This is a genomic window from Acidocella sp. (assembly GCF_035535915.1).
In the GTDB taxonomy this organism is placed as follows: domain Bacteria; phylum Pseudomonadota; class Alphaproteobacteria; order Acetobacterales; family Acetobacteraceae; genus Acidocella.
In genome coordinates this window covers 28,574-52,915 of sequence record NZ_DATLPB010000111.1, presented here as the reverse complement: position 1 = coordinate 52,915, position 24,342 = coordinate 28,574, and the positions used below count along the sequence as shown (strand labels likewise).

Sequence of the window (24,342 nt, the reverse complement as noted above, 5' to 3'; positions counted from 1 at the left end):
CCTGTGAGTGGTGGGTGAGTGGTGAGTAGTGGTTAATCAATACCCTGAGGGTACATGCAGATCTCTTGTAGAGTCCTGCTGGTGCTTACAGTCGTGTGGCAGTGGTGATCTGACCCAGCGTGTGAGACGGAGAGCCTCTCCTGGTCATACAGATCCACTTACTACAGCCCAGTCAGTGCCGCCCCCGACCTTCAATCATGCGTTTGCTTCGACCGAGCCCGATCCCGGAATACCTTCTCAATGGCACTCCGGCTAAGGTCAAACAGGTCGGCGGCTTGCTGCTGCGTCATGCCCTTGCCGCACAAGTCGACAATTGCAGTCTTTACGTCGTCGGTGAGATCTGCAGAAGGGATTCCACGTCTTCCGCGCGCCTCTCTTTCTTCAATATTCTTTGCCTGGGTTCCAATCTCCAAGTGAGCCGGATTTACGCAGAGGGGAATGTCGCACTGATGGCGAACTACGAGCCCTGCGGGGATAGGCGCACGGAAAATTTGGTAGGAGGCTCTATGCGCGCGCTGCATCTTTCCATCCAGCTGAAACGCCCCATACCCGTTTCCAGACTTCCCTCCTGTCCAGATCAAACAGTGTCCGAGGTCTTCTGTCGGCGGAACCTCGTCGCCATCGGGTTGATGGTCGGCACTATCGCCACGGAGATTTCGTAGCATAGCCGCCGTAGCTGCGGATGACTCACTTTCCGCAGTGTCGCGTTCGGTTCCCAGGCGCACCTTCTTAAGGAACCGCTCCACGGTAGGGCCATCAGCGCCTCGGGCAGCGGCAAGTTTTCGTAGGTCGTCAGCAACAGCGAGTGGCAAAACCGGTGCACCCTCAGCACCGACATCTTCGTTCTCTGAGGTCACAATGGAATGTCTTGTGGTCATCGTTAATCTTTCTATTAGGCGCGTTTTGATTGCATTTCTTGTGAAATGGTTAGGCAACAGACACGCGCTGTGCAGGAGATGCAAACGTTTTACCCACACGCATAAGACTAACAGTCTTCTGCCCTACCATTCAGAGTGCAGTCAGATCCTGCATAAAATTCGCAACGAATGTACGATTGTGCCAAAATTGTGCCAATATTAAATTTTGATTGACGTGCGTCAGCTTAAAAACGGCAATATATTCGTCATTGCGCGAGCGTTGCGCCCTGCATGACGCTTCCCGTACCTCTCCGCTGACTTCGTGACGCAGGTCGATACTGGTGGTACCCCAACGGCGAGGCCCACCGCTATCTCAAGTTTGTCCCACTTCGAATGGTGTGCCTGTGTGCTTCTCCGAGATACGCCAAGGCTGATCTCCGCGACATATTTTTGTCAGCACTTCGTATCATTGCGAATTCAAGATATCTCTATGTACGCAGTAGGATTATGCTGATCGGTCAATCCATGTCGGCCGGTTTTTCAGCCTCGCTGAGCATTCCTGCGGTGGCCTGCAGGCGTAGCCAGACCGAGCGTACGGCAGCTGCCGACCATTGCCCGCCCCGTGGAGTCCTGATGCCCGCCTCAGCCATCTTCGCGGCCACCTGCCGCAGGCTCTGACCGGCCTCGATGCCTGCCTTGACCATCGGCCCCACAAGCTCCGCATAGTCCCGCGCTGCATCGGCGTTAGCTGCCGCGCCAAGACGACCATCAGGCAGGCAACCACGGAAGCCGCCCATAATCACCCCACGCGCCTTCGCAGCGGCGAGGGAAGCTTTGGTCCGCTCGCTGATCAGTTCACGTTCCCTCTGGGCCATAAGGGCCATCAGACCAACGCTGAAGTTATCGGCGCTCGGGATATCCAACGCTCTGAATGCCGTCCCAGCGCGCTGTAGACCCAGCAGGAAGTGCGCATCACGGCTCAGCCGGTCCAGCTTAGCAATCAAGAGTGTGGCACCCGTGCGCTGGCACGACAGCAGCGCCTCTGCCAGCTTTGGCCTGTCCGACCGCTTGCCGGACTCCACCTCGATGACCTCACCCAGCAACACTGCTCCGTCTCTCAGGAACGCGGTGACCGCTGTACGCTGCGCTTCCAGTCCCAAGCCAGACCTGCCCTGCCGTTCTGTGCTGACCCGAAGGTAGGAAATATACCTACCCGCCATTGCGTCGCCCCCATGCTGCCGTACGAAGACCGTCTCCGCTCGGTGACAGAGTTCATACAGCGATACGAATCGGGTTGGTTGAGTCGAAACGGAATCGGTGTGATTCTCCAGACGCATGACTCGATGACTGTCGATGGCGCGCTTCCTGCTGTGTAACAGACCGCTGACAGCGGCACTGTGTCGTCGTTCGTATGTGATGCTTATTGCTTGTTGCTTACCTATCGTTCGCTGATCATGTCGTCATGATCGTTGGATGATGCGCGACGTGATGCCAGACTTCACACAGACTAACTCAATGCCACCGGGTAGCCATCCAAAGGAATTCAAAAAAAACGGCTTCAGTTGTTGTTATTGTAGTCCCCCTCACACTCTGGGTGTGACGCAAAGTCCCGCTGAATGCTGACCCGCCGGGTGGGTGCCGGGGGCGGTCTGGCGGATGGCCGGGTGCGTCATCGAGCACCGGTAGCATGTGCCGGGCTAAGCTTACTGAACTCTATACTAGTACCTCTGCACAGGGAATTTGACAGGTTGCGCGTAGTCTGACGCCGAGCCCTAATGCCTATGGGTTCTGCTCCCTTTGGAGGAACGGCTTTAGGTGGATTTCGGTCCATCCACTTTCGGGCGTCCCGGCGGCAACCAGACAGTCGGCCCACGGCCGGTCCGGGTCGAATGGAGCCTGACTGCTTTTGACGGGATCGCGCGTTAACGGACTTGATGCTTCCGACGAGAAGCGTCGCCTAACTGAATGACGACGGTGGTTTCAGCATGCCCGGAACACGAAAGGCGACCAAATACCGCGGCATCGACGCTCCGGTGGGAATAAAAGTTTCGATCCACAAGCATTCCTCCAGACTCGCTGCGGGACCCGGCCGATCAAGCAATTCGAGCATACCGAGAAACCCAAGCCTAACGTTGGTCGCCTGGTAGCTTGCGGCTTGCGAGCGATAGCGCTTGGCGGCCTGCGCGTCGGCGACCCCCTCATGCTTCTTCAACTCTATGATAACGCGGCAGTTGCTGAAGATCACATAGAGATCGGTCCGGCCGATTGCCACGCCCGGTATCTCGGCCAGGACATCGGCAGAGAGCAGATTGCCCCGGAGAAATTCACGAAGGTCCAGTTGCAAGTCCTGCTCCGTCGCGTCCTTTCTGCGCAGATATTCGATACGCGTGCCTTGCGTTCTCTTGTCGCCATCCTGTCGATCGACGCAAAACATGATGACCTGAAGCAGGAGATCATCAAAGCTGTCTTTGATGTTACCCTCATAGTCTGGGCAATGGGAGAGTTCGGTGGACAGTCTCCGATAGACACGATGGACGATGGGGTTCGCGATCCGCCTCGGCTGCGTCGCCCGATCGGCGAGTAGAGCCTCAAGCGTAGCTGCCATCTTCGCGGGCACCAGCGCTGCTTCTTCATCCGGGAGAACGCCCTGTAGCAGCGGAAATCTGGCGTTCTCCTCGACTATGCGCGGAAGGGATGCCTCCGCTCGCGCTATGCTCGATCGCAGTCGGTCCGCGGTCACGCGAAGGGACGGGTCCCAGTCCTCGACCGCCAACAGATCGTCGAGATGCGCGACCAGCCCCCTCTCGCGGACAAAGGACGCCTCGATGCGAGGCACGAATATCTGGTGCAGCCCCCTGCCCATCGCGACGGTGCGTTCAGCCTCATAGAGGGACAATATCTGCTCGAGAATCTTTGCGGCATGGAGCCAGCTGGGCCGTTCCAGATCCTGGGCGGCCCGGCGTACGGTGGTAAGCAACCGGCACCATTCGATCTCTCGGTCGCAGCGAGGTCGCAACCACAGCGGAATACGACCAATACCGAGCAGTTCGTGCCTGTCATCCAGCGCCTGCTCCAGTGCCAGGAGCGGGGCGTCGAGATCGATGGCCGCCCCATTGCTAGCGAACAGTTCAAGAATATCGATAATCGCGCAATAGGCGTGGGCGTCGAGCCGACCTGGATCGGCCGTCAAGGCAACGGCGAAGAGCTCGTGGGCCGATCGTAAACCTTCTCGAATTTGATCCATTGCGGCCGCATCAAGCGCACGGGCCAAAGCAGCCATGGCAAGCTCATAGGCTGCCTCGCCAGCAGCGCCGTCGATGGTCTGGAGCGCTGCCAGCGTATCCAGCAACGGCGCTTCGCCCCATTGATGATAGGCGGCACCAACGAGCTTCGCGGCGTGCTCGGCGAACAGATCAGACTCCTGATCGCTTAATTCGGACATGATCATCAGCACCCGGTAGCGGGTGGGAGCGTGGTCGAGCGAGATCTGAAACAAGGCCTCGAGCGCATAGGCTGCGATCAGCGCCTGTGGATTGGTTCGACGGTCGGTCACCCGCCCAGCGAGCACGGGAACGAGCTGCGCGAGCATGGCCTGGAGCAGCACATCCCCTCCAAGCAGGATCTCAAGCGCATCTCGATAAGTTGACGGATGCCGGTTGACGGCAAAAGCCTGGATAAGAAGCGGCGCAAGTCGAGTGCGATCATCCGGGGACGCCTCCGCGGCAGAGGCGACCAAAATGTCGAGGAACGGGCTCTCGGCGACACCGTCAGCTTCGGCGAGGATCGCATCGACCCCGCCTAGTGCCCGGACTGGGATCCCACCTGCACGAGCGGCCTGCTCCAGCCGGTCGACGATGCTCATCACCGGCATCGCGGCGATGTCCTACCAAACATATTCGTTACCGCGCGCGACGCGGCATTGCTCTTCACCCAGCTGATCGACGATCGAGGGGTTGGCGCTCGCAACGAATAGCTGAAGGCCGCGCGTCTCTTTGGCAATGGCCTTCAGTTCGCCGAGCAAAGTCGACAGATCCATCTCACTGACCTCTTCCGCGCCCGGCGAATCAATGATCAGTAGGCCAGGGTGCCGACCGAGCCCGCGGACCTGGCCGACCCGCAGCAGGGCAATCGCAGTCGCGAGACGGAGTCTGAGCCTTTCGCCGGCCGTAGCCTTGGAGAAGCTGGTGCCCGCACCGCCTTTGGTGATTGTGAGAGTGGCGTTGCTATTCAGCTTCACCTCTTCCAGCGCCTGTACGCCCATCCGCTGGCCGAGGCTCAGTATCTCGGCGTTGAGCGCATCTAGAATATCGCCGCGCCCCCTGTCATAGGCCTTTTTTGCTTCTTCGTCGGCGGCCCGGACCAGGGCCGCGTCCGGATGATCCTCGAGCTGTACCGATGGTGCCTGCCGTTCGCGTAGTGCTCCTTCCAGACGGGCCACTTCCAGTTCCGCCTCACGACGCTTTTGAAAGGCCGTGCTCCGGACTGCCTCGTCGAGTGCGGTCTGCGCCTCGTTGAGCGCATGCCTATTGGTTACCACTTGTCCGCGGAGGGATTTGATAAAAGCGTCGGCCTGATCGGCCGCCTTGCGGGATGCCTGCGCACGCTCTTCAGCCTCCGCGATCGCTTCGCTGGTATCCTCCAGCTGTTCGGCAGGGATGGATTCCGAGCAGAGCGAGCAACTGAAGTCTGCACTCTCCTTCTTGATCCGGGCGCTCGTTACCCGCGTTTCACATCGCGGGCAGCAAGTCGGCTCCAGGCCGTTGAAGAATTGCGTGGCGACGATGTTCTCACGCAGGTCGCGTAGCCCGCGCTCGTCCGCCGTTGCGACGCTGCGCAATTGAGTTGCCTCCACCTCGGCGGTCGCAAGTTTTACCTGCAGCTCGGTTCCGACCGGTGCGAGCTTCGCGACTTCGTCTGCGCGCGCCTTCAACTGTTCGGCGCTCACCGCCTCGGTGGGAAGCTTCTTAAGCAGTTTAGTCGCTGTCTCTAGCTCCATACCCAGCCGCTCGCGCGCCGCCGTAGCCTCGCCGGCGCTCTTGGCTGCCGCCTTGCTGGCGTGTTCGCGCTCCTGATCGATCTCCTTGCGCGCAGTTCCGGTTTGCATACGGGTATTCGCCCAGGGCAAGCCAATATACATCTGCAACATCCGGGCGGGCAGGCCTGCCATGAGTACGTCGCCCAGAAGCTGCTTGTGCTCACCGCCGAAATAGAGTCCGCCGGATAGTGCCGCCCATCCATGCTCGACCGCCTGCTTCTCTCCATCGGCGCCGTGCATGGCGGGGATGGGATCGAGATCGAGCGTGCGCATCATGAAGCCCGACATTGCCGCGGCGAAACCGTCGTCCGATGCGAAGCGGTCCAGCTCGTCGGCCGTCCCATCTGACCTCAGGCGAGCGAGGTTGCCCGCCGGCACGCTGTCGGTAAGGTCGAACGCCACACGATATTGCTGGTCATCGACGCTGAATTCGAGAGAAACCCAGTTGAGCCAGCTACGGACGTCGTCCTGAAGATTCTTCGGCGAGCCACGCAGGCACCAGAGTAGAATTTCGAGCACTGACGATTTACCGGCAAAGTTCTTCTCGCTGGTAATTGCCCAGACGCCCGGCCCTAGATTGGACCATGAAAAGTCGAATGTGCCTTCGATCGAACCCCGCTTCTCGCCCTTGAAGGCGATCCGCGTGATCGTCAGCGTCGGCGCCGGACGACTTGGGCGGTCGGGCGCGATGCCTAAGCGCCGCAGTCGCAACTCCGCGTCCTTCGGGTCCATCCCCGCGCGCGCGGCCACAGCCTCGAGCCAACCGAGCGACATGATTCCTATTTCTCCAAAAATGCTTCGAGCCGGGCACGCACGCGCTCTGTGATCGGCTCGATGACCCGATTGAGTTCTGTCTGCTTATATTCCCGCTGGAGATATTGGCGGTCCTTCAGCGCCTTGCCGCCCGTCGTCCCCGCCACACGCGCGACGATATTGGCACGCTCGCGATACCAGGCGAGTTCGGGCGCCGCCGCTGCGAGTTCGTTCATCGACGATCGTCCCTTGCTCGTCAGCAAATAGTTATGCTCGCGGATCTGGCCGGGCACGCCGCTGCGGCGGACGATGACGAGGTCGGACGCGCGCAGGATCGCTAATGCATCGTCGAGCGGTTCGAACGCCCCGAAATGATAGCGGATCATGGGAAAACGGCGAAGGTCGGGCTCCCGGTCATCGAAGATCCGCCGCGCCTGATCGAGCAGATCTTCGTCCTGATCCTGCTCATATTCGTTCAGCAGCTCGTTTGCGAGGTAGTCGGGATAGCGCATCCAGAAATCGAGCGCCTGCAGACGGGACTGTGCATGAAGCACGGCGACGACATCGGGTCCCCATGTTCCATCCTCGACCGGCGTGCCTGCCGCGTCGATGCAGGCGAGAAGGCGGACCGCGCTCTGCCGGTCCGACGCTTTGGCGACGTCTGCCCCTATTCCCCCGTTTGTGGCCATGAATCAGGGCGCCCCGCTCCGACCGGCATACAAATCCCCTGCCCGTGACGCCGGCGGGCGAGTGTTATTCAGAAACTCACCAGCGCATGCATAAAGCCGGAACATCAAGCCTCTATCCCCCACTACTTCGTGATAGCTGCCTCAAATTTGATTCAATTCCAATACAGATCCATTGAACCAGCAGTCTTTTTTTCTATTTTCGGTCGCAGAGCTTAAAACCATTGTACGATTAGTCTGTCGCAAAGCTCGGCTCGTAATTTTGCGTGGAACCCCTTTAGGTCTGCAGCTCCACTCCAGGGATAACCGCTTTCGGGGAGATCTTGAACGTCCAAGAAGGGCGCACGGCCGTCAAAACTGGGCGGCACTGAACGTCCGTTCCTGCGGTCACCTTCCGATTTGGCCTCTTTGCAAGTGGCCGAAGGAGTGGTGCGAACGCTTCTGTTTGCGCGTCGGTAAGTTATTGATTTTATTGATATATTCGGCTGCAGGTGCCCGTCCAGGTTACCCCTAAATGGTCAAGCTAACGCCTCCGCCTGTAGCTCTGACACCACCACTCCGCGCGGCACGGGTATCCTCCCGATGGCTTCAGCAAGCCGCCGCAACGATTCCCCGCGCACACCATACTTTGCGCCGGTCGATTTCTTGGCGTGACCGCAGATGGAGTCACGCAGATCCTGCGGCACGTCCTGAGTGCTCAGCTCGTCCTGTATGCGGTGACGCCAGCTATGGTTCGGCACTACGCGCTCATCTGTGAGGCCCAGCTCGCGCCGAATCCAACGGCCCACCACGTTGTAGCTCCGGCCTCCTAGCATCCCGTACTTGTCCGGCTCTTTGTCGGGGAATAGCTGCCCGCCCTGCGGCAGGGTGGCGGCGTACTTAAGCAGGCCTTCAGCTACCAGCGCGGGATGGATCGGGATGTTTCGCCGTTCTGAAGACTTCACGCTCTTGCCCGGCCCATCCTCGTTCACTGAGATGTACCAAATCCCGCCGTCTTCCCGGAGGTCAGACACTGAGAGCTGCAGGACTTCCGCCACGCGCATCCCGGTGAACGCCATAATCCAGTGAGCCCAGCGGCGGGAGGGGCGGTCCTGCTCTCGGCTGGCGTTGAGTATCTGCGCCGCCTGTTGGTCACTGTAGGGCAGGGGAGAGTCGTTCTTCTTGGGCTGCAGGCGCAGGGTCGGGTCCGCCGGGTTATTCGGCAGGACGCCATCGTTGACCGCGAAGTCAAATACTTGGCGGATCATGGAGAAACGGTTGTTCCAGGTATTGTTATTTAGACCCGCTGCAATCGTCTCCTGCCGCCAGCGCCGAAAGTCTGCCGTAGTTACCCGCGCGGCGTCATCGTGCCCCAGAAATCGCCTCAAGAGGTCGATCATCCCGCCGGTCTCTCCGATCACGCGGGGTTTCACAGTAGCCACGGCCTTCCAGGCTTCGAATATACCCGTAAGCGTGACCGTAGAGCTGGTGCGCTTTGCAGAGGCCGGAAGTGGTACGTCTGGCAGGTTCTCCCGTGCTGCTGCGAGGGGATCCAATGCCTGCGCTATCCTCACGGCCAATACAGGCTCCGTAAGGTCTGCCCGGAGGTAGGCTCCCTGGACGACGCGGGCCATGGTCTGGACCAAGAGCGGGCGGGTCTCGGGGGTAATAGAGACGCCAGCCACCGTCAGGGCTTCGTCGGTGTGAGCCTCCACCCGGTCCCACATAACGGCGATGCGCTCTGGTGTGCGGCACTCGGGCAGGTCCAGCGGCTCAAATATGTCCGAGTCGGTCCCTCCAGTATTCAACGGTGCCCCTGAGGCAATCCATGCGGCCCACGTTGCGGCCACCTCCCGGGCCTTCGTGGCGTCCAACGTGACCACATTCAGAGCACGCTCCCACTCCAATTCGCGGTCTGCCCACTGCTGTAGAACACCGGGCCACTTCTCCAGGGCCTTCTTTTTGTCAGCTTCTCCTGTGCTGATCTTGATGACCTTGTTACCGGCGACCGCCCAGTACCGAGTCGGTACGCGCTTCCGTAGCTTCCAGATGCCTGTCTTTGGGTCTCTCCAAGGGGTCGCCATTCTCATAGTCACCACGTCTGTGTACCGCCTTTGTGTACCACCTTTGGGTGCCGCAAAGCCACAGAAGTCCAGGACTATAGAGAAAACAACGCCTTACCAGTAGGGGTATGCCGGGTGAGGGATTTGAACCCCCGGCCTTCGGTTTACAAAACCGCTGCACTACCACTGTGCTAACCCGGCATTACGCTTGGACAGGGTGTATATAGCGCCTCCTTTCCAAAGCCAACGCATCGTGACGCCATGGCGCGGTGGGAGGTGGAGGCGAGTGATGAGGGCGTGGAATTCGCCGCAAGTCCTCATGCGCTGAATGCATGGCTGGGCCGGTGAGCCTTGCTTTGGCGAATGGCTTGAAACGGGTTTGCGCGGCAAAATCACTGCATTGCCGCCGCACGAACCCGGGCTAGGAGCGGCCATTTGCATCAATGCAATTTTGCTTCCACCTCCCTCTTGATCCGCAGGCGAACTCCGGTCTATATGCCCGCCACCGGTTCGGGGCTATAGCTCAATTGGTAGAGCGCCTGCATGGCATGCAGGAGGTCAGCGGTTCGATTCCGCTTAGCTCCACCAACCGTTCCCTTGAAATTGATGGCGAGAGTCAGCCGTTTTCCGCGGCGCCGTTGCGGTGCATATGCGCGGCATGCCGACCTGAGGCCGATTTGCCTTACGGCAGGGCGCGTGGCTCGGCCGCAGCCTATGTCGGGAATGTTGGATTTGCGGCTGGTAGGCGGGCGTGCCGGTGGCAGAGGCCGCGGCGTACCAGCTGGAATTTAAGGAGAACTGGCCGGAATTTGATTTTGAGAGGCCAGGCACAATTGAGGCCCGCTTTGCCCACGCCTGCTCACAGCCTCAGAATCGAGATTGAATACGGCCCGTATGATGTCGTCCGCCGGGCGGTCCCATCCATAAGCCGAGAGGGCGTGCTCGGAGGCAGCGTCGGCAATCGCGCTGTACCGCTCGGGGGTCTCCACAATTGCGATCGCTTCCTGGAGCGCTGAATCCCATTCGAAGGGCTTTACCAGAAAGCCGGTTCGCCCATGTTCGATGCTGTTCTTAAAAGTGAACGTTGGTGTAGCAAGCGTTATTGTGCCACATACCGCAGCTTCGAAATATTTTATTTCTGATTTGCAATTTGTAAACGTGTTGGATTGAAGGGGGGCAATATTAATTTCGACCTCAGCGATCAGGCGCTGGAGATTCATAAAATCCTGGAGGGGGTGGATTTCAATGCGGTCGCGATAGCGCTGCAACTCTCCGCTTACATCGAGGAAACCAACGACACGGAGCACGATGCGCGGGTCGTTTTCCAGAAGACGGTAGATCGCCGGAGCGGCCACGGCGAAGTCGCGGGCGTGAGACGGAGATCCGCTGAAATAGCCAATATGGATGCGTCCATCTCGTGCCCAATTTGCGTTCCGCTTTATGCCGTGAAATCCGGCCGAGAGAGCTTGCTGTTCACGATTGAGATAATTCGGGACGACGGCCGTGCGCAATCGAGGTTCAAACTCCTTGGCGCGTTCGGCAAGGTAGTGGTTTGTCGTTATGAATGTGTCACAAAGGCGCATTGTTGCGCCCAAGCGGCCAATCATCGAGAACCAATCGTTCCAGACGGCTTCATCAGATTGATTGAGGTTCAGGGAATCGACGAGGAGATGGAGCCGCTCGACATCGAAAACCAGGTCATCGCAATCGAATAGAACAGGTATTCCACGGGCGCGGGCGCGGGCGATCAACTGCGCCACCCGGGCGTTATAGCGCGTGCGGCAGATCACCAGCGCATCGGCCATTTCGACAAAGCCGGGGTCCGCATTCAGATCTCGGTGATCGAACCATGCACCGGAGGTGGCGAGTTCAGGGTGGGCCGCAAGCGTTAAGCCTGGATTGAAAGCACGGTAGCGAAACGTGCTGGTATCCGGGAGCTCGTAGAAATAGGCAATGCGGCGTTGCTGCGCCATCATCTGCTTTAATCGGTCATCGTAGCTCGACAGCCAGGGATCAACGTATCGTATGGCCGAAGGAATGTTCAGGAACATTTTCTGAGTTCCTGGGGGGGGAGGAGTCGATCAAGGGCGGGGCGAAGTGAGGCTTCCCAGTCCCGTGAGATGTGGTCGCTTCGGTAGTTCTCCATGCGCAAGGGAGCATTTTGAGCCAGCATGGCGCCGCGCCGCAGAGCCTCACATAGCCCGTCTATGCTTGGTGGGGCGGTAATGATGTTTCGAGACCAGCGCTCCAGCGATGTCTTTGGGCCGTGAGTGTTGGTGACGACCACGGCGCCTGACGCTGCCAGGTCAAGTGGCGGGTAGGACGGATGTGGTGTATCCATCAAGCACAGGCCGAGATCCATCTGCGACACGAGTTCGGCGTAGTTTGACCAAGACAAATTGGCGCGCACAATGGGGCGTGCATCGCCGGGCAATTTTAGGTCCGGGATGTTATTGCCCACAAAGTGAATATTCCACTCGTTCGATGGCAGCGAACCATCGCGCATGGCGGCATCGATGACCTCTAAACCACGCCAAAACAGGTTCCGAGGATGGTTGGGGCGTGCGTAGAAGAAAAAGTTCCACTTGCCATTCCGAGGCCGGGATTCTGTTGGCTGGGCAAAGCTGGGAAAAGCAGGGTCAAACCAGTGGCCACGCTCCCGAAGCCGCGGCAACGGATCGGCACCTTCAGCGAGGTGGTCAAAAAGGAGCTGGGTGTTGACGATGACGCGCACGTTCGGTTCGGCCAGGGTTTCGGCGCAGCGCAATCTTGAGTCGTCATGCGCATAGAACATTCGCTCATCCTCCTGCAGGAGGTAGAGGATTTGGGCAGCATCAACTGAACCTAAAACGGCGCGCGTTGTCCACCAAGACGTTGTGAGGATCGTGTCTTCGGGTCCGACAGAGAGAGGCTTATCCCGGCCGATGGGTATATGCGCGAAATCCGTTTCGCCGTCCCAGTCAATTTTGTGTGCCTTCAGAATTCTGCCCAGAACGGCAGGGTCCGTGGCATCGCTGCGCGTTACCAGACGGAGCCGGGCGCCTAATCGCTTTGCGGAGAGCGCGCCAACCACCAGGGCAGTGCCAACCCCGCCGAATAAGCTATGCGCCGCGACGCTGTCCGTCACGATCGTAAGAGTTCGGGGAGCACGCCGATCGATGTATACCGGCAGCGGGGCCCACGGTTCATTATGTGCCAGAATCAGCGAGCGTATCGAGCCGCCCGCCATGAAATTCGTCGGGGCACCGGACGTTATCAAAGATAACACGATGTGCCGATTCACTAGATAACGGGGAAGCCGTTTGATTACCCCTCGTACGCCATGGCGTCTCAGGCCATTAAGTGCCAAATTGATCGTGCTGCGAATCAGATGCCAACTTCTGCGCAAACGCTTACTCTGCCGCATCATCATTCATCGCGCATGAAATTAGTTTTTGAAAAAATTGACATGTAAAGCGCATGTTGCCCGCAATATGGCGCCCCCTCATTTGTCGGTCCTATATCAGCTGAAATAGCGTCTTTATCAGTTGCTCCTGTGTTTGGGCAAGTTCGGTGCTGGACTGGCCCGACGTACAGCTTAGCATTGTCTGACTGCTTTCGTCGCAAGCGTAAACGGCGGAGGTGGATCGGCAAGCTGTACGGTAACGAGGCGAGGCCGATGTGCCGCAGCACGGTTCGCCAGGAAATGCAGGCGATATCCAGGCTGAGGAAGGACCGGACATCTGCTTGGGTGGTTGCAGCTACCGGTGCACGGACCATGGTCGAATCGTAGGGCCGGTTCTTCCTGGCTTGGAAGGAGCCACAAACCATATCCGCTCCCGCAATTGGTCCGCCGGCTAGATATAAGACGTCTATTTATCAACTCAAGGTTGCCAAATTGCCGGCCGCCACCACGGGCTGAGCGCCGCCATCCACCTCGTCGTGGCCGCAGTTTGTGAAGCTTATGACGCTGGACCCTGGATTTTAGTGGCTTATGATCTGCCAGGCTTGTGAGGGTGGTACGATAAGATGGATGACGCTCGGCTTGTCGGACTGCTAGAAGGGGTGGCTGTGGGGGCCATTGATATCATTTATTGGTTTTATGCCGAAGGATAAAACATTGCCTACTGCAAAACGATATGTTGATACTTGGGCTTCATGCGTCCTGTAACTTCAGGCTATAGGGGTAGCCACTTGGTTATCGGCGGCGGCGGTTTCATTGGCCGGCATGTCGGGCTGATGCTGTCGCAGCAGGGGTGCGATGTGTGTCTCGCCGGCCGGACGCGGCCGAAATTCCTTGATGAGGCTGTTTCCTGCGAGTCGCTTCCCTGGCGCGATCTCGATATTTACAACGCTGCCTGGGATGAGCAGATCGAGGCGGTAGATGTCGTCCATTTTTACGCATGGGGGTCGCAGCCAGCGACAGCTAACGCCGACCCGAAATCCGATCTCGAGCGCAACCTTGGCGCTCTACTCGGGCTGCTCAATGCACTGAAGCGCCGCGGCCACGGGAGGGTTGTGTTCTCCTCCTCCGGGGGCACGGTCTATGGCCCGTTGAAGCGGGTTCCCGTGCCCGAGTGGCATGAACTTGCGCCGATCAATGCTTATGGCGCCGGCAAGGCAGCGGCGGAAATTTATCTGAACCTGTATCGTGTCATGCATGGACTGGATTGCCGAGTCGCGCGTATCGCCAACCCGTTCGGTGCCGGGCAGGACATATCGCGCGGGCTTGGTGCGGTGACCGTCTTTTTGAACAAGGCCCTCAACAATCAGCCAATTGAGATCTGGGGCACAGGAGAGGTGGTTCGTGATTTCATCCATGTGGCCGATGTTGCCGAGTGCCTTGTGCGACTCGCCACGGAGGATGATTTGCAGGGGCAGCATGTGTTCAATATAGGCAGTGGCAAGGGAATCAGCCTGAACTCAGTCGTCGATATTCTGGAAAGGCGCTTCCGCCGCAAATTGATCGTTGACCGTAAGCCGGGACGCACGTTCGATGTGCCTTCGAACGTGCTGTCCATAGAGCGGATCGAACGTATACTCGACTGGCGGCCGCGGCTGACCTTTCCCGAAGGGTTGGCTCGGATGCTGTCCGACCTGGCCGATCACCCCGAGATCTCGACGTTGCACAGGTCCGATGCGTCGCCTTCGCAGCCGCAGGACACCAAACATCAGAATGCCGACGTCTCGCACACCGCCAAACAAGCCGAGAATCAAAGTCTATGAAAATCGCCCTGTTCGTGCACTGCTTTTTCCCGGACCATTTTTATGGCACCGAAACTTATACGCTGCACGTGGCGAAATCCTTGCGGGCGCGCGGGCATCATGTGACCGTGGTGACGGGTGTATTTCAGGGTGAGCCGCGCAATCGGGCGATCCTAACGCGCTATATCTATGATGGCATGCCCGTTGTCGCTTTCGACAAGAATTATTTGCCGCACATGACTTTGCGCGAGACATATTGGCAGGAGAACGCGCGGCCGGTGCTGCGGCAGATTCTCGATGAGCTCCGGCCTGATATCGTGCATGTCACGCACCTCGAGAACCATACCGCCGTGTTGGTGGATGAAGCGAAGGCGGCTGGCTATCCAGTGGTGGCAACACTGACGGATTTCTTCGGCTTCTGCTACAACAGCAAGCTGCAATCGGCGGATGGAGAGCTGTGTAAGGGACCCAACCAGCTGCGCACGAACTGTATCGCCTGCTACGAGAAGGCCGCAGGCAACTGGCCACGCCGGAATTATAAGGCATCGATCGCGGCAAAGCGGTTATACTATGGATTGAAGCGGCACAGGGACGAGCGGCAGCTCTATCCAATCGGCGACGTGGTCAAGCGACCGCAAACCCTACGCGATGCCTATAAACACTATGATGCGATGATCGCACCCACGCAATTTCTATATGATGCTTATGCCCGCAACGGGTTTGATACGCGACGCCTATCTCTAAGTCGTTTTGGTGTCGATCTTGACCGGCGGGAGAAGCCAGCGCCGGCCGAGGGCGCGCCGCTAACCATTGGTTATATTGGACAGATCGCAGTGCATAAGGGAGTGGATCTTCTGATAGAGGCGACGCGGGCATTGAAGCCGGGTAGTTTCCGACTAAAAATCTACGGACCTGTCGATGAGTCCCCCTATTTCCAGAAGCTGCGGCGCTTGGCGACCGAGGATACCGAATTCTGTGGTACGTTCCCCACGGCTGAATTCAGATCCGTGCTCGACGGCATGGATGTGCTGACCATTCCATCAACCTGGTATGAGAACAGTCCGCTCGTGCTGCTGAATGCGCTTGCCTCGCATACCCCGGTTGTTGTCTCCAGCGTGCAGGGACTAACGGAGTTTCTCGATGGCGGTAATGGCTGGAGTTTCGAGCGCGGTAGCGTGGAAGATTTAACCAGATTGTTGAGGCAGTTGACGGAAGCACCGGCCAAGACCAGGGCCTATGGTCTGAACACCCATTATAGCCGGACCATCGAGGTGATGGTTGATGAGGTGGTGGACACATACGACGCGGTTCTAACCACGCGTGTTGGTACGAGACAGAAATATCTATCTGGGGCCAGTGCATAGTGATGCTTTTGAATTGTCCCGTCTGCCTCAAAAATACGTTCGATGTGACGGCACAGCCAGGCCGATGCTGCCGGGCGTGCGGTTATGTCAGGTTGCCGGAAACAAGTGAGATTCAAGGTCCTTTGGATGCTGACCTACCAACATGGATACAGGATATTTTGTCGGAGGCTCTGCGCGGTGCAGGGCGCGCCGAGCTGCTTGAAATCGGTTGTGGAAGCGGAGTGCGTCTGAAGCTGGCGGATAAATTGGGGTTTTCCGTGATGGGGGTGGAAGCAAGCGCGCCGCTGCGGAACCGGGCACGCCAGCTCCTGCCAGGAAGGTTTATCGCGGAATCGCTAGAGCATCTGCCACCGCACGGTTTCGATTTCGTACTTCTGACCGGTGTGCTGGAGCGCGCGCCGGATCCTTATGTGCCATTCTATAGCCTTTTCGGAAAGGGCGTGATTACCGAGCGGACCACCGTGCTGGTGGACATGACAGTACGAGGAGTTGATGCGTCCGTACGGAACATTTTCTCCACATCGGCATTGGCCGTTTTGTTCCGTATGACCAATTTTCAGCATTGCGAGATCGCCGAGGTTCCCGAGGCGGATGGTTCCGTTCATTTGCACTGCGTGGCACGTGGCAGCCATTTTTCCAGCTTCATGCAGGAGCGCTACGTGCCCGGCACTTGGAGCGAGCTGACCGATTATGAGCATCTGCCGCGCTATGAGTACGCATCGCATCTGGCAACTGGGGGAAATGTACTGGATTTTGGCTGCGGTACCGGCTATGGCGCGCGTAGGCTGGCAGCCGCGGCACTCAACGTACTGGCAGTGGATATTGATGAGGTCGCGCTGGATTATGCCCGCTCTGGCCATGACATGGATAATCTACAATTTCTCCGAAATGCCGATCTCGGAGACTCGTTAGAGGCGGAGCAGTTCAACCTCATCACCTGTTTTGAGGTGATAGAGCATATTTCCGCAGAGCAGCAGGGCGAATTGATGAAAAACCTCGCCAAGCTGCTGAAACCGGAGGGGGTGCTGTTAATCTCCACCCCAAACCCGACGGTGACAGCGCTTTATGGCGAGAATCCCTATCATCTGCACGAGATGAAACTAGAGGAATTCCGCACGCTGGTCTCCTCAGCTTTTCCGCACGTTCAGATGCTTCTACAGAACATCTCCGCCAGCGTGTTTTTGCAGACGGAAGATTTGTCGGAACATGCTGAGTTGGTGTGTGACCGGAAGCTTTTTCAGGGCGACTTCAATAACGCGATCTATATCGCAGCTTGTGCAAAGAAGAAGCTGCCGGATTTACCGTCAGTCGTCTATCCGGACAAGGGGCGGAATTTCATCGCCGGACACGTTGATATGCAGCGGCAACGGAGTCTGCTTTCGTTGGAGCGCTTGAAGTTAGTTCAGCGGGAGAGGGAAAACACGATCTTGCGGGATCAGTTGGCTGCCGAGCTAGAGCTGAAGCGCCTGACGGTGCAGCGTGAGATGGAAAACACGGACCTGCGGAATCAGTTGGCCGCCGAGCTAGAGCTGAAGCACCTAATGGTGCAGCGTGAGATGGAAAACACCGTCTTGCGGGACGAATTGACAGCCGCCAAAAACCGTCTGACCGCAAGGGTGAGGGACGCGGAGGCGAGGAGTGCACATTTAACCCAACAATTGCTGGCCGCGCAAGACGAGCAAAACGCGCTGACCACGCAACTACGACAAATCCACGATTCAAGCAGCTGGCGTGCACTACGCCGCATACAGCCCCTGCTTGCAGAGTTACGCCCTGTTCTGCGCCCGCCGCTTCGGCTGGCATATCGCGCTTGGCGTCGCTTGAAAGGCCGGTCATTAGCGCCAACGCCGCTTGCCGGCCCGGTAGATCCCACTTCGCATCCCCGGAATTTGCCGCTGGAATTCCGGCTGGAGCCGGTGTGGAACGAGGCGGCAGGCCATTATCAACTGGAATATGACATGAGTGCCAGGGTCCACAGGCCGGGCGGTTGGGTTGAGCCGTACCATGTCGTGCCGTTCCATCAAGATGGACCAGCGCAGAAGCGCATTCTGCACATCATTCCCAATGTATTTGTCGGTGGCTCAACGCAGCTTGTCATCGACCTTGTGCAGAAGCTCCCGCGCCCCTATGAGCATGAGATCCTGACTTCTGCGTTGTGGCCGGGGGGAGTACATACCGGTGTAGGGATACATCAGGTGCAAGCAGCTGATCCGCTGGCGATGGCACGGCTGATGGATGAGGTGCGGCCGGACATGATACATGTCCATTATTGGGGACTGACGGACGAAAGCTGGTATCAGGCGGCGTTGGAGGCGATACGCGGGTGCGGGGTGCCGGCGGTGCAGAATGTGAACACGCCGATTGCCCCCCTCGTCGATCCGGTATTTGGCTCTTATGTGTTTGTCAGCCAATATGTATTAGACTGTTTCGGTGGACAGGCGGCGGCAAGCGGAGCCGCTGTGCGGGTGATTCATCCCGGCATCGATCTGAGCCTCTTTGAGGGTCAGGAAAGTGTGCCTGACGCGGAAAATGCCATTGGCATGGTGTACCGCCTGGAACGTGACAAGCTGAACGAGGACAGCATTGCGTTGCTGATCGAGGTGGTGAAGCGCCGGCCGCGTACCCGCGCCTATGTGGTGGGGGGCGGTAGCCTGCTGCAGCCTTATCTGGAGCGTACGGAGCAGGCCGGAGTGCGAGAGAATTTTCGCTTCTCTGGCTACGTGCCTTATGAATCCCTACCAAAATGGTACGAGAAATTCAGACTTTTTGTGGCGCCGGTGTGGAAGGAGAGCTTCGGCCAGGTGGCACCGTTCGCGATGAGTAAGGGCTGCGTGGTGGCGGGCTATGATATCGGGGCGCTCGCGGAAATTGCGGGCGGCCATGAAACGTTGGGGCATGACCTCGGCGAGGTCGCAGGCATTATCGTGAACTTGCTGGACGATCCTCCGCGGTTGCGGCGGATGGGTGAGGAAAATCATCTCCGCGCCGGGAAACTGTTCGGGTTGGAGAAAATGATCGAGCGCTATACGGAGGTTTATGACCTGATGCTGGCAGGGTAACAGGCATACAGGATCGGGCATTCCGCGAGATCGGCCGCGTCGAACGCACGCCGGCCCCGTTGCGGTTCATCGTCGACACAAATGCGGCGGACGAGCTGAGACCGCCAAAATAGAGGTCTTCGATGACTTCCTCGAACGCCAAAAATCGGCGGTCCAAGGCTAGAATAAAAGTGCAACTGCGCTAAGCCGCGTCAGCGCTGCCCGGCTCCGGGTATAGATAACGCAAAACATCGGCAAGATGGTCTTCGCTAACACGTCCGGTGAAATCCTGCCCCGGAGATTCCCACATATCGGTTGCGAAGCTGTCGAATTCTCCTGGATATATTTGGGCGAGCTTGCGGTTGCTATCCCGATAAAGCTTTTCAAACGAAGCAGTAATTTGCGGAGAAAATCCGAAAGGAATCCCGGGGTAGTGGCCTTCAATTGTCTCAAGCCTTTGAAGAGAAAATGGCCGCTGCCTCAGATTCAAGAGCCTGGCGACCTCTGTCATTTCCGCAGACAAGGAGACGTTGAAGCGTTGTGTCAGTTCAATGACAGGAAGATTCGGTGCGCCCAAAACAGCCAGAAATGATTTGCTCAAATTGGCTTTGTGATGGTCGTAATTTAAAAGATGGACTTCCTGGGACACATCACTCCAGTTTTTTTTCAGCAACGTAAAATCTTGCCATTTTTCGTAGCGAACTTCATCAAAGACACCGTAAAAACCAAGAGCTTTTATGTCCTGTGTGTAGCACGCGGCGGAGAGGATGTCTTGCCGTCTCAGGTATGCGATGGTTTTGGCTATCGTTAGTCCGGCCTTACGGAATATCTCTAAAACAGATTTCGGCTCGGCGATTGAAAAATATTCTGAGGAAATGATGGCTCCGTCTTGCCTGACGTCAGCAATAGCTTGATCCAGAGTTACCTGCGATCGTATGTCGACGATATCTGGGCGATCAGAGAATTCTTCGCCAAGCGCAGAAACCGCAAAGCGATGAGCGCTCAATGAAGGTACGACCGTTAGGCCAGCACGCAGCAGGATCTGGCTGTTGAGCTTAAGCCACTCTTGAAGAAATGTCGTTCCCGTTTTCGGTAAGCCGATATGAAGAAATGATATCATAAAAAACAACTATATTAAAAAAGATGGGTTTCCTTCGCCGTGAAATTCATGGCGATGGATGTTGATGCCTTCCATGTCGGCGCCAAAGAAGTGGTATTGTCATTCACGCTCTGGTGCATGTCAGTTGCATAATCATCTTAATCTCTAACGGAGGTTGTATTGTCAAGATCACCGGGGAGCTTATTGAACGCATCAAGCGTTTGAAAAACAACATAATTTTTGATTCTGGTAGGACGTCTTCGTTCGGCGGGGGAATGGCGGCGGCTCAGGGGCAGGGCCGAATCAGCCGCTGAAGCAAATGGTCAGTGGACTGTATGTTCACATTCCATATTCTTCTGCGGGCTTATACCGAGCCCATTCGCGCCCGCGATCGGCACGCGGTTGGATGATTGCGCCCTAAGAAACGGTTGCCTGTGTGATTGATGCCATAGCTGACGGGATCTTCCGAGCAACTCTTCCGGAAAACCAAATGGCGGGCCGTTCGACAGCGAGCATGAAGGCATGCGCACATATGAGAGAGACAGCCACAAAAGTTACCAGAGCTAAGATAACTGAAAGTTTGTGCGGCGCCCCTATTTCATTTCCGGCCAGAAATACATGGCAGCCCAGCGTCATGAGGATGGGAATATGAATAAGATAAAGCGGATAGGAGATGGATCCGAGCCACCGGCAGATTGGTGTTTTGAGCACCGTCTGCATCAATGGTGATGATTGCAGACCAACCAACATTACGATGGCACCGACAGTGTGCCAGAAGACTGGGCCGGTGGCAGCCCATGGCATCCAATTGAGCGCTCCCGGATTCGGAAAGATCCGGAACATCGGCCAAATGGCTTGGCTAAATGGAATCGTGCCGCAAAATATACCGAAGGTACAGATGGCCAATGCCAGACAAGGACGGCTGGTCAACGGGCGCCAACCGTTTGAAAAGATCTGACGTATCAATGCCCCGGCAGCAAACAGGCCGACATATGATTCAGCGAATGCCCCGTAGAATGCAGCAAAACTGGCAATATATACCACTCTCCTTGCGCTGGATTCCGGAGCGAGCCTCTTAGCAAGGCAGCATACGAGCAAGATTCCGGCAGAACCGACAAACTCGATCTGCATCGTCCACAGCGAACTATCATATGTCTTTGATATGTCGGAGGTACGGGTAAAGGTATCCCATGAGCCTTCCTGGAAGGCGTTGATGAACGAGGCTGACTGCCCGTACTGCCGTCCAAGCCACCATGTTGAGCGGGTAATGGCGGAAACCTCGTGGTTGGCCATCAATCCAGCGCTAAGTAACAGACAGGCGAACAAACAAGCACAAGTCACGGGGAGTGCTAGCCGCACATAGCGCTTTGCGAGAAGCGGTATCAGACCCATCGGCGTCGAATCAAAGGCACCCACAAGAACGAATCCGCTCAAGGCGAAGAACAGGCATACTGCAAAATTGCCGGCCATCGGGATCAGAAATGGCGCACCCGAAAGCCATATATCCCAAGGGGTTACGCTATTGCCTGGCGCACCCGTCAGAAGCGCCAGATCAAAAGCGAGCAATCCATGGTATATTATTACAATGAAAGACGCGACACCGCGCAATCCATCCAAGTGCTCAAAGCGTCGTGTCATACGAAGTCTCAGTTATTTCGGAATTGTTAGATTAGGCCCCGCAGCTCTGCAAGACTCTGTCCTAGGGGCCTGAGCAACCTTAGCCGTCTTTGAGCCTTCCTGATGAGATCGAAGGCATGACAGGTATCCTATAGGTCGCTAGGATGCTCCTATCAGACAGAGGTCGCACGAAGTGCGGTCAAACCAAAGGTTAGGTAGTCTAGCCAAATCACCCGGGCGCGGCGCATGGCCGCCGCCCCACAGGCAAAGGCCGAATAAATACTTTTCGGCCTAACAAAATAAAGCGGCTAGAACCAAAGAATCTTGTCCAGCGAACACGTCGCCTGCGGTGCCCGCGCCACGGCCAAAAGCTGAGCTAGGCACCCAAGGCGCACCATCCAGCACAGGCTGGGCAGATGCGCGGTCGCTTTCCTCGGCCGGCCGGATTTACGACGTGCCTTGGTACGTGCCCTGCCGCACTAAAGCCGAGGACGGATGCCCCCGGTCCTATAACGTGGGACTCAAACGACGGTGAGCTTCACATCCACGGTCTTATGGATGGCATTGGAGTAGGGGCAGACGATGTGGGCCTTCTGCACCAGGTCCTCGAGAACGGGCTTGGCGACGCCGGGGGCGGAAATCGTCAGCGCCGCGGTGATGCCGAAGCCGGTGCCGTCGTCGCGCGGGCCGATGCCGATATCGGCCGACACTTTCGTGGTCGGCGGCAGCGCCACTTTTTCCTTGCTGGCGACGAATTTCATCGCGCCGAGGAAGCAGGCGGAGTAGCCGATGGAGAAAAGCTGCTCCGGATTCGTACCCGGCCCGCTATCGCCGCCCAGTTCCTTGGGCGTGCTGAGCTGCACCGACACCCGCCCGTCATCGCTGGCACCTTCACCGGTGCGCCCACCGGTGGCGTGGCCATGGGCATAATATAAAGGTTTCATCGCGGTCTCCATTGATTGCACCAGACGGCATGTGGGCCGCCGGCCGGCGTAATCAACTAAGACTATATCGGGTGGTCAACCATGTCCGCGCCGGTTCTGCGGGGCTCAACGCAGGCCGGCGCAGAACGCGGCGATTCGCTCGCAGGCGCGGGCCAGGACCGCCTCGCTGGTGGCCGTGGAGAGGCGGACATGCGGGCTCATGGCGAAGGCCGAGCCTTGCACCACCGCCACATGCGCTTCGTTCAGCAGGGCCATGACGAAATCGTCGTCGCTGAGAATTTTCGTCCCGCCCGGCGTGGTTTTGCCGAGGCAGCCGGAAATATCGGGAAACACGTAGAACGCGCCGTCCGGCCGGTGGCAGGAGAGGCCCGGCGCCTCGCGCAGCAAGGCCAGCACCAGATCGCGCCGCGCCTGATAGGCGGCCCGGCGTTCCGCCAGATAGTCCTGGGGGCCTTCCAGCGCCGCCAGGGCCGCCGCCTGACCCACCGAGGAGACGCCGGAGGTGGCGGTGGCCTGCACCACGGTGAGCGCCTTGATCAGCGCCGCCGGGGCGGCGCAGAAGCCGACGCGCCAGCCGGTCATGGCATAGGTTTTCGACACGCCGGTCATGGTCACGCAGCGCTCGGCGAGGTCCGGCGCCACCGAAGCCAGAGTCGCGTAGCGGAAACCGTCGAACAGCAGATGCTCGTAAATATCGTCCGACAGCACCCAGACATCCGGGTGGCGGCGCAGCACTGCGGCGAGGGCGGCGAGGGCTGCTTCATCGCAAGCGGCGCCGGACGGGTTGTTCGGATAGTTCAGCAGCAGCAGGCGCGTGCGGGGGGTGATGGCCGCTTCCAGCACCTCCGGCTGGAGTACGAAATTCTCTTCCTGCCGGCAGGGGGCGAATATTGTGCGGCCGCCGGCGAATTGCACGGTCTGCTCGTAGCCGGCCCAGGCGGGGGCGGGGATGACCACCTCGTCGCCCTCATCGATCAGCGCCATGATGACGTTGAAAATCGCCTGTTTGCCGCCGTTGGTGACCAGGATGTTCTGCACCGGCACGTCGAGCTTCTGGTCGCGCCGGTATTTTTTCGCGATCGCCGCCTTCAGCGCCTCGGTGCCGGCGAGCGGCGGGTATTTGGTCTCGCCGCGCCGCGCCGCCTCATAGGCGGCATGGATCACATGCTCGGGCGTCGGAAAATCCGGCTCGCCGAGGGAGAGGGAAATGACGTCATGACCTTCGGCGCGCAAGGCGCGCGCGCGCGCGGCCATGGCGAAGGTGGCGGCAAGCTGGGTTCGGCCGACGCGGGCGGAAAGGGGCGACATGGAAGGACTAAGCCATGCCGCCCCAACTCAGGCAAGGAAGCGGCAGTCATTAGTAATGATAGGGTGGTACGCCAAAACCGCCGAACAGCCAGACCACGATCAGTATAATGACGATGAAGCCGAGCAAGCCTCCGGAGCCATAGCCGCCATAGGAGCGGTGCGCATAATATCCGCCGGTACCCCCAAAGATCAGAATCAGCAGCAGGAGGATCAGAAGCAGGGTCATGTGTCTCTCCCTGAAGGTTTCAGTCCCTTCACCTCGTTGAGATTGTGAACCATGCCGGCCGGAGAAAGTTCCGGGTCATGAAATCGCCGTCACGGCTGACCAGCTTCCAGGTGATTGCTGGGTTGAATTGCCTCATAGCCCGCGCCGGGGTTATGACCGCGGCGGGTTTCACAACTCTGCGAAGCGAAT

Annotated in this window: 16 protein-coding genes and 2 tRNA genes; 4 read left to right on the top strand and 14 right to left on the bottom strand. The window is 58.1% G+C overall.

Annotation, left to right across the window (positions count from 1 at the left end; translation table 11 throughout):
• Positions 1-191 precede the first annotated feature (191 nt).
• From VNC39_RS17485 to VNC39_RS14940, 7 genes are all read right to left on the bottom strand, one after another.
• Positions 192-521, bottom strand: a complete 330-nt coding sequence (locus tag VNC39_RS17485; protein WP_408840834.1) for an HNH endonuclease signature motif containing protein — start codon at positions 519-521, stop codon at positions 192-194.
• Between the two features lie 854 nt (positions 522-1,375).
• Positions 1,376-2,077 carry a recombinase family protein gene (locus VNC39_RS14965; protein ID WP_325400450.1) on the bottom strand — a complete coding sequence of 234 codons (702 nt, stop codon included), beginning with the start codon at positions 2,075-2,077 and terminating at the stop codon, positions 1,376-1,378.
• Between the two features lie 737 nt (positions 2,078-2,814).
• A complete protein-coding gene (locus VNC39_RS14960) occupies positions 2,815-4,719 on the bottom strand; it encodes a hypothetical protein (protein ID WP_325400449.1) in 1,905 nt (634 codons plus the stop codon).
• Positions 4,720-4,740: 21 nt separating this feature from the next.
• On the bottom strand, positions 4,741-6,666 hold the full coding sequence (locus tag VNC39_RS14955; protein ID WP_325400448.1) for a hypothetical protein: 1,926 nt from the start codon (positions 6,664-6,666) through the stop codon (positions 4,741-4,743).
• A 5-nt stretch (positions 6,667-6,671) separates the two neighbouring features.
• Positions 6,672-7,334, bottom strand: coding sequence for a hypothetical protein (locus tag VNC39_RS14950; RefSeq protein WP_325400447.1), 663 nt, complete (start codon positions 7,332-7,334; stop codon positions 6,672-6,674).
• A gap of 515 nt (positions 7,335-7,849) precedes the next feature.
• Entirely contained in the window at positions 7,850-9,400 is a 1,551-nt protein-coding gene (locus VNC39_RS14945; RefSeq protein ID WP_325400446.1) for a tyrosine-type recombinase/integrase, read from the bottom strand.
• Positions 9,401-9,502: 102 nt separating this feature from the next.
• Positions 9,503-9,574, bottom strand: a tRNA-Thr gene (locus VNC39_RS14940).
• Between the two features lie 311 nt (positions 9,575-9,885).
• Here VNC39_RS14940 and VNC39_RS14935 point away from each other — a divergent pair.
• Positions 9,886-9,961: transfer RNA gene (locus tag VNC39_RS14935), tRNA-Ala, on the top strand.
• A gap of 200 nt (positions 9,962-10,161) precedes the next feature.
• Here the strand turns inward: VNC39_RS14935 and VNC39_RS14930 are convergent.
• Together VNC39_RS14930 and VNC39_RS14925 are read right to left on the bottom strand one after the other, a co-directional pair.
• Positions 10,162-11,424, bottom strand: a complete 1,263-nt coding sequence (locus VNC39_RS14930; RefSeq protein WP_325400445.1) for a glycosyltransferase — start codon at positions 11,422-11,424, stop codon at positions 10,162-10,164.
• Positions 11,415-12,785 carry a hypothetical protein gene (locus VNC39_RS14925; RefSeq protein WP_325400444.1) on the bottom strand — a complete coding sequence of 457 codons (1,371 nt, stop codon included), beginning with the start codon at positions 12,783-12,785 and terminating at the stop codon, positions 11,415-11,417. Before VNC39_RS14925 ends, VNC39_RS14930 begins: the two co-directional genes overlap by 10 nt.
• A gap of 761 nt (positions 12,786-13,546) precedes the next feature.
• Between VNC39_RS14925 and VNC39_RS14920 the strand changes: the two genes are divergently transcribed.
• The 3 genes from VNC39_RS14920 to VNC39_RS14910 all read left to right on the top strand — a co-directional run bounded on the left by VNC39_RS14920 (position 13,547) and on the right by VNC39_RS14910 (position 18,980).
• Positions 13,547-14,578 (top strand): NAD-dependent epimerase/dehydratase family protein, encoded by a 1,032-nt coding sequence (locus tag VNC39_RS14920; RefSeq protein WP_325400443.1) that lies wholly within the window; start codon positions 13,547-13,549, stop codon positions 14,576-14,578.
• Entirely contained in the window at positions 14,575-15,921 is a 1,347-nt protein-coding gene (locus tag VNC39_RS14915) for a glycosyltransferase family 4 protein (RefSeq protein WP_325400442.1), read from the top strand. The genes VNC39_RS14920 and VNC39_RS14915 overlap by 4 nt, the downstream gene beginning before the upstream one ends.
• 158 nt (positions 15,922-16,079) lie before the next feature.
• Complete coding sequence (locus tag VNC39_RS14910) at positions 16,080-18,980, top strand: methyltransferase domain-containing protein (RefSeq protein WP_325400441.1); 2,901 nt, start codon at positions 16,080-16,082, stop codon at positions 18,978-18,980.
• Between the two features lie 181 nt (positions 18,981-19,161).
• Here the strand turns inward: VNC39_RS14910 and VNC39_RS14905 are convergent, their stop codons facing one another.
• The 5 genes from VNC39_RS14905 to VNC39_RS14885 form a co-directional block, all read right to left on the bottom strand.
• Positions 19,162-20,079 (bottom strand): hypothetical protein, encoded by a 918-nt coding sequence (locus VNC39_RS14905; RefSeq protein WP_325400440.1) that lies wholly within the window; start codon positions 20,077-20,079, stop codon positions 19,162-19,164.
• Positions 20,080-20,475: 396 nt separating this feature from the next.
• Positions 20,476-21,696, bottom strand: coding sequence for an acyltransferase family protein (locus tag VNC39_RS14900; RefSeq protein ID WP_325400439.1), 1,221 nt, complete (start codon positions 21,694-21,696; stop codon positions 20,476-20,478).
• A gap of 500 nt (positions 21,697-22,196) precedes the next feature.
• Positions 22,197-22,619 carry an organic hydroperoxide resistance protein gene (locus tag VNC39_RS14895; protein WP_325400438.1) on the bottom strand — a complete coding sequence of 141 codons (423 nt, stop codon included), beginning with the start codon at positions 22,617-22,619 and terminating at the stop codon, positions 22,197-22,199.
• Positions 22,620-22,724: 105 nt separating this feature from the next.
• Complete coding sequence (locus VNC39_RS14890) at positions 22,725-23,927, bottom strand: pyridoxal phosphate-dependent aminotransferase (protein WP_325400437.1); 1,203 nt, start codon at positions 23,925-23,927, stop codon at positions 22,725-22,727.
• A 49-nt stretch (positions 23,928-23,976) separates the two neighbouring features.
• The gene (locus VNC39_RS14885) at positions 23,977-24,153 is read right to left on the bottom strand and encodes a DUF3309 family protein (RefSeq protein ID WP_325400436.1); all 177 of its coding nucleotides are present in this window, start codon (positions 24,151-24,153) and stop codon (positions 23,977-23,979) included.
• Between the last annotated feature and the right edge of the window lie 189 nt (positions 24,154-24,342).

What these genes read in the sequence shown, in the direction of transcription:
- VNC39_RS14905 (WP_325400440.1), bottom strand. Translation starts at nt 20,079, where the DNA reads ATGATATCATTTCTTCATATCGGCTTACCGAAAACGGGAACGACATTT.
- VNC39_RS14900 (WP_325400439.1), bottom strand. Translation starts at nt 21,696, where the DNA reads ATGACACGACGCTTTGAGCACTTGGATGGATTGCGCGGTGTCGCGTCT.
- VNC39_RS14950 (WP_325400447.1), bottom strand. Translation starts at nt 7,334, where the DNA reads ATGGCCACAAACGGGGGAATAGGGGCAGACGTCGCCAAAGCGTCGGAC.
- VNC39_RS14895 (WP_325400438.1), bottom strand. Translation starts at nt 22,619, where the DNA reads ATGAAACCTTTATATTATGCCCATGGCCACGCCACCGGTGGGCGCACC.
- VNC39_RS14885 (WP_325400436.1), bottom strand. Translation starts at nt 24,153, where the DNA reads ATGACCCTGCTTCTGATCCTCCTGCTGCTGATTCTGATCTTTGGGGGT.
- VNC39_RS14960 (WP_325400449.1), bottom strand. Translation starts at nt 4,719, where the DNA reads ATGAGCATCGTCGACCGGCTGGAGCAGGCCGCTCGTGCAGGTGGGATC.
- VNC39_RS14925 (WP_325400444.1), bottom strand. Translation starts at nt 12,785, where the DNA reads ATGATGATGCGGCAGAGTAAGCGTTTGCGCAGAAGTTGGCATCTGATT.
- VNC39_RS14930 (WP_325400445.1), bottom strand. Translation starts at nt 11,424, where the DNA reads ATGTTCCTGAACATTCCTTCGGCCATACGATACGTTGATCCCTGGCTG.
- VNC39_RS14965 (WP_325400450.1), bottom strand. Translation starts at nt 2,077, where the DNA reads ATGGCGGGTAGGTATATTTCCTACCTTCGGGTCAGCACAGAACGGCAG.
- VNC39_RS14945 (WP_325400446.1), bottom strand. Translation starts at nt 9,400, where the DNA reads ATGAGAATGGCGACCCCTTGGAGAGACCCAAAGACAGGCATCTGGAAG.
- VNC39_RS14955 (WP_325400448.1), bottom strand. Translation starts at nt 6,666, where the DNA reads ATGTCGCTCGGTTGGCTCGAGGCTGTGGCCGCGCGCGCGGGGATGGAC.
- VNC39_RS17485 (WP_408840834.1), bottom strand. Translation starts at nt 521, where the DNA reads ATGCAGCGCGCGCATAGAGCCTCCTACCAAATTTTCCGTGCGCCTATC.
- VNC39_RS14915 (WP_325400442.1), top strand. Translation starts at nt 14,575, where the DNA reads ATGAAAATCGCCCTGTTCGTGCACTGCTTTTTCCCGGACCATTTTTAT.
- VNC39_RS14890 (WP_325400437.1), bottom strand. Translation starts at nt 23,927, where the DNA reads ATGTCGCCCCTTTCCGCCCGCGTCGGCCGAACCCAGCTTGCCGCCACC.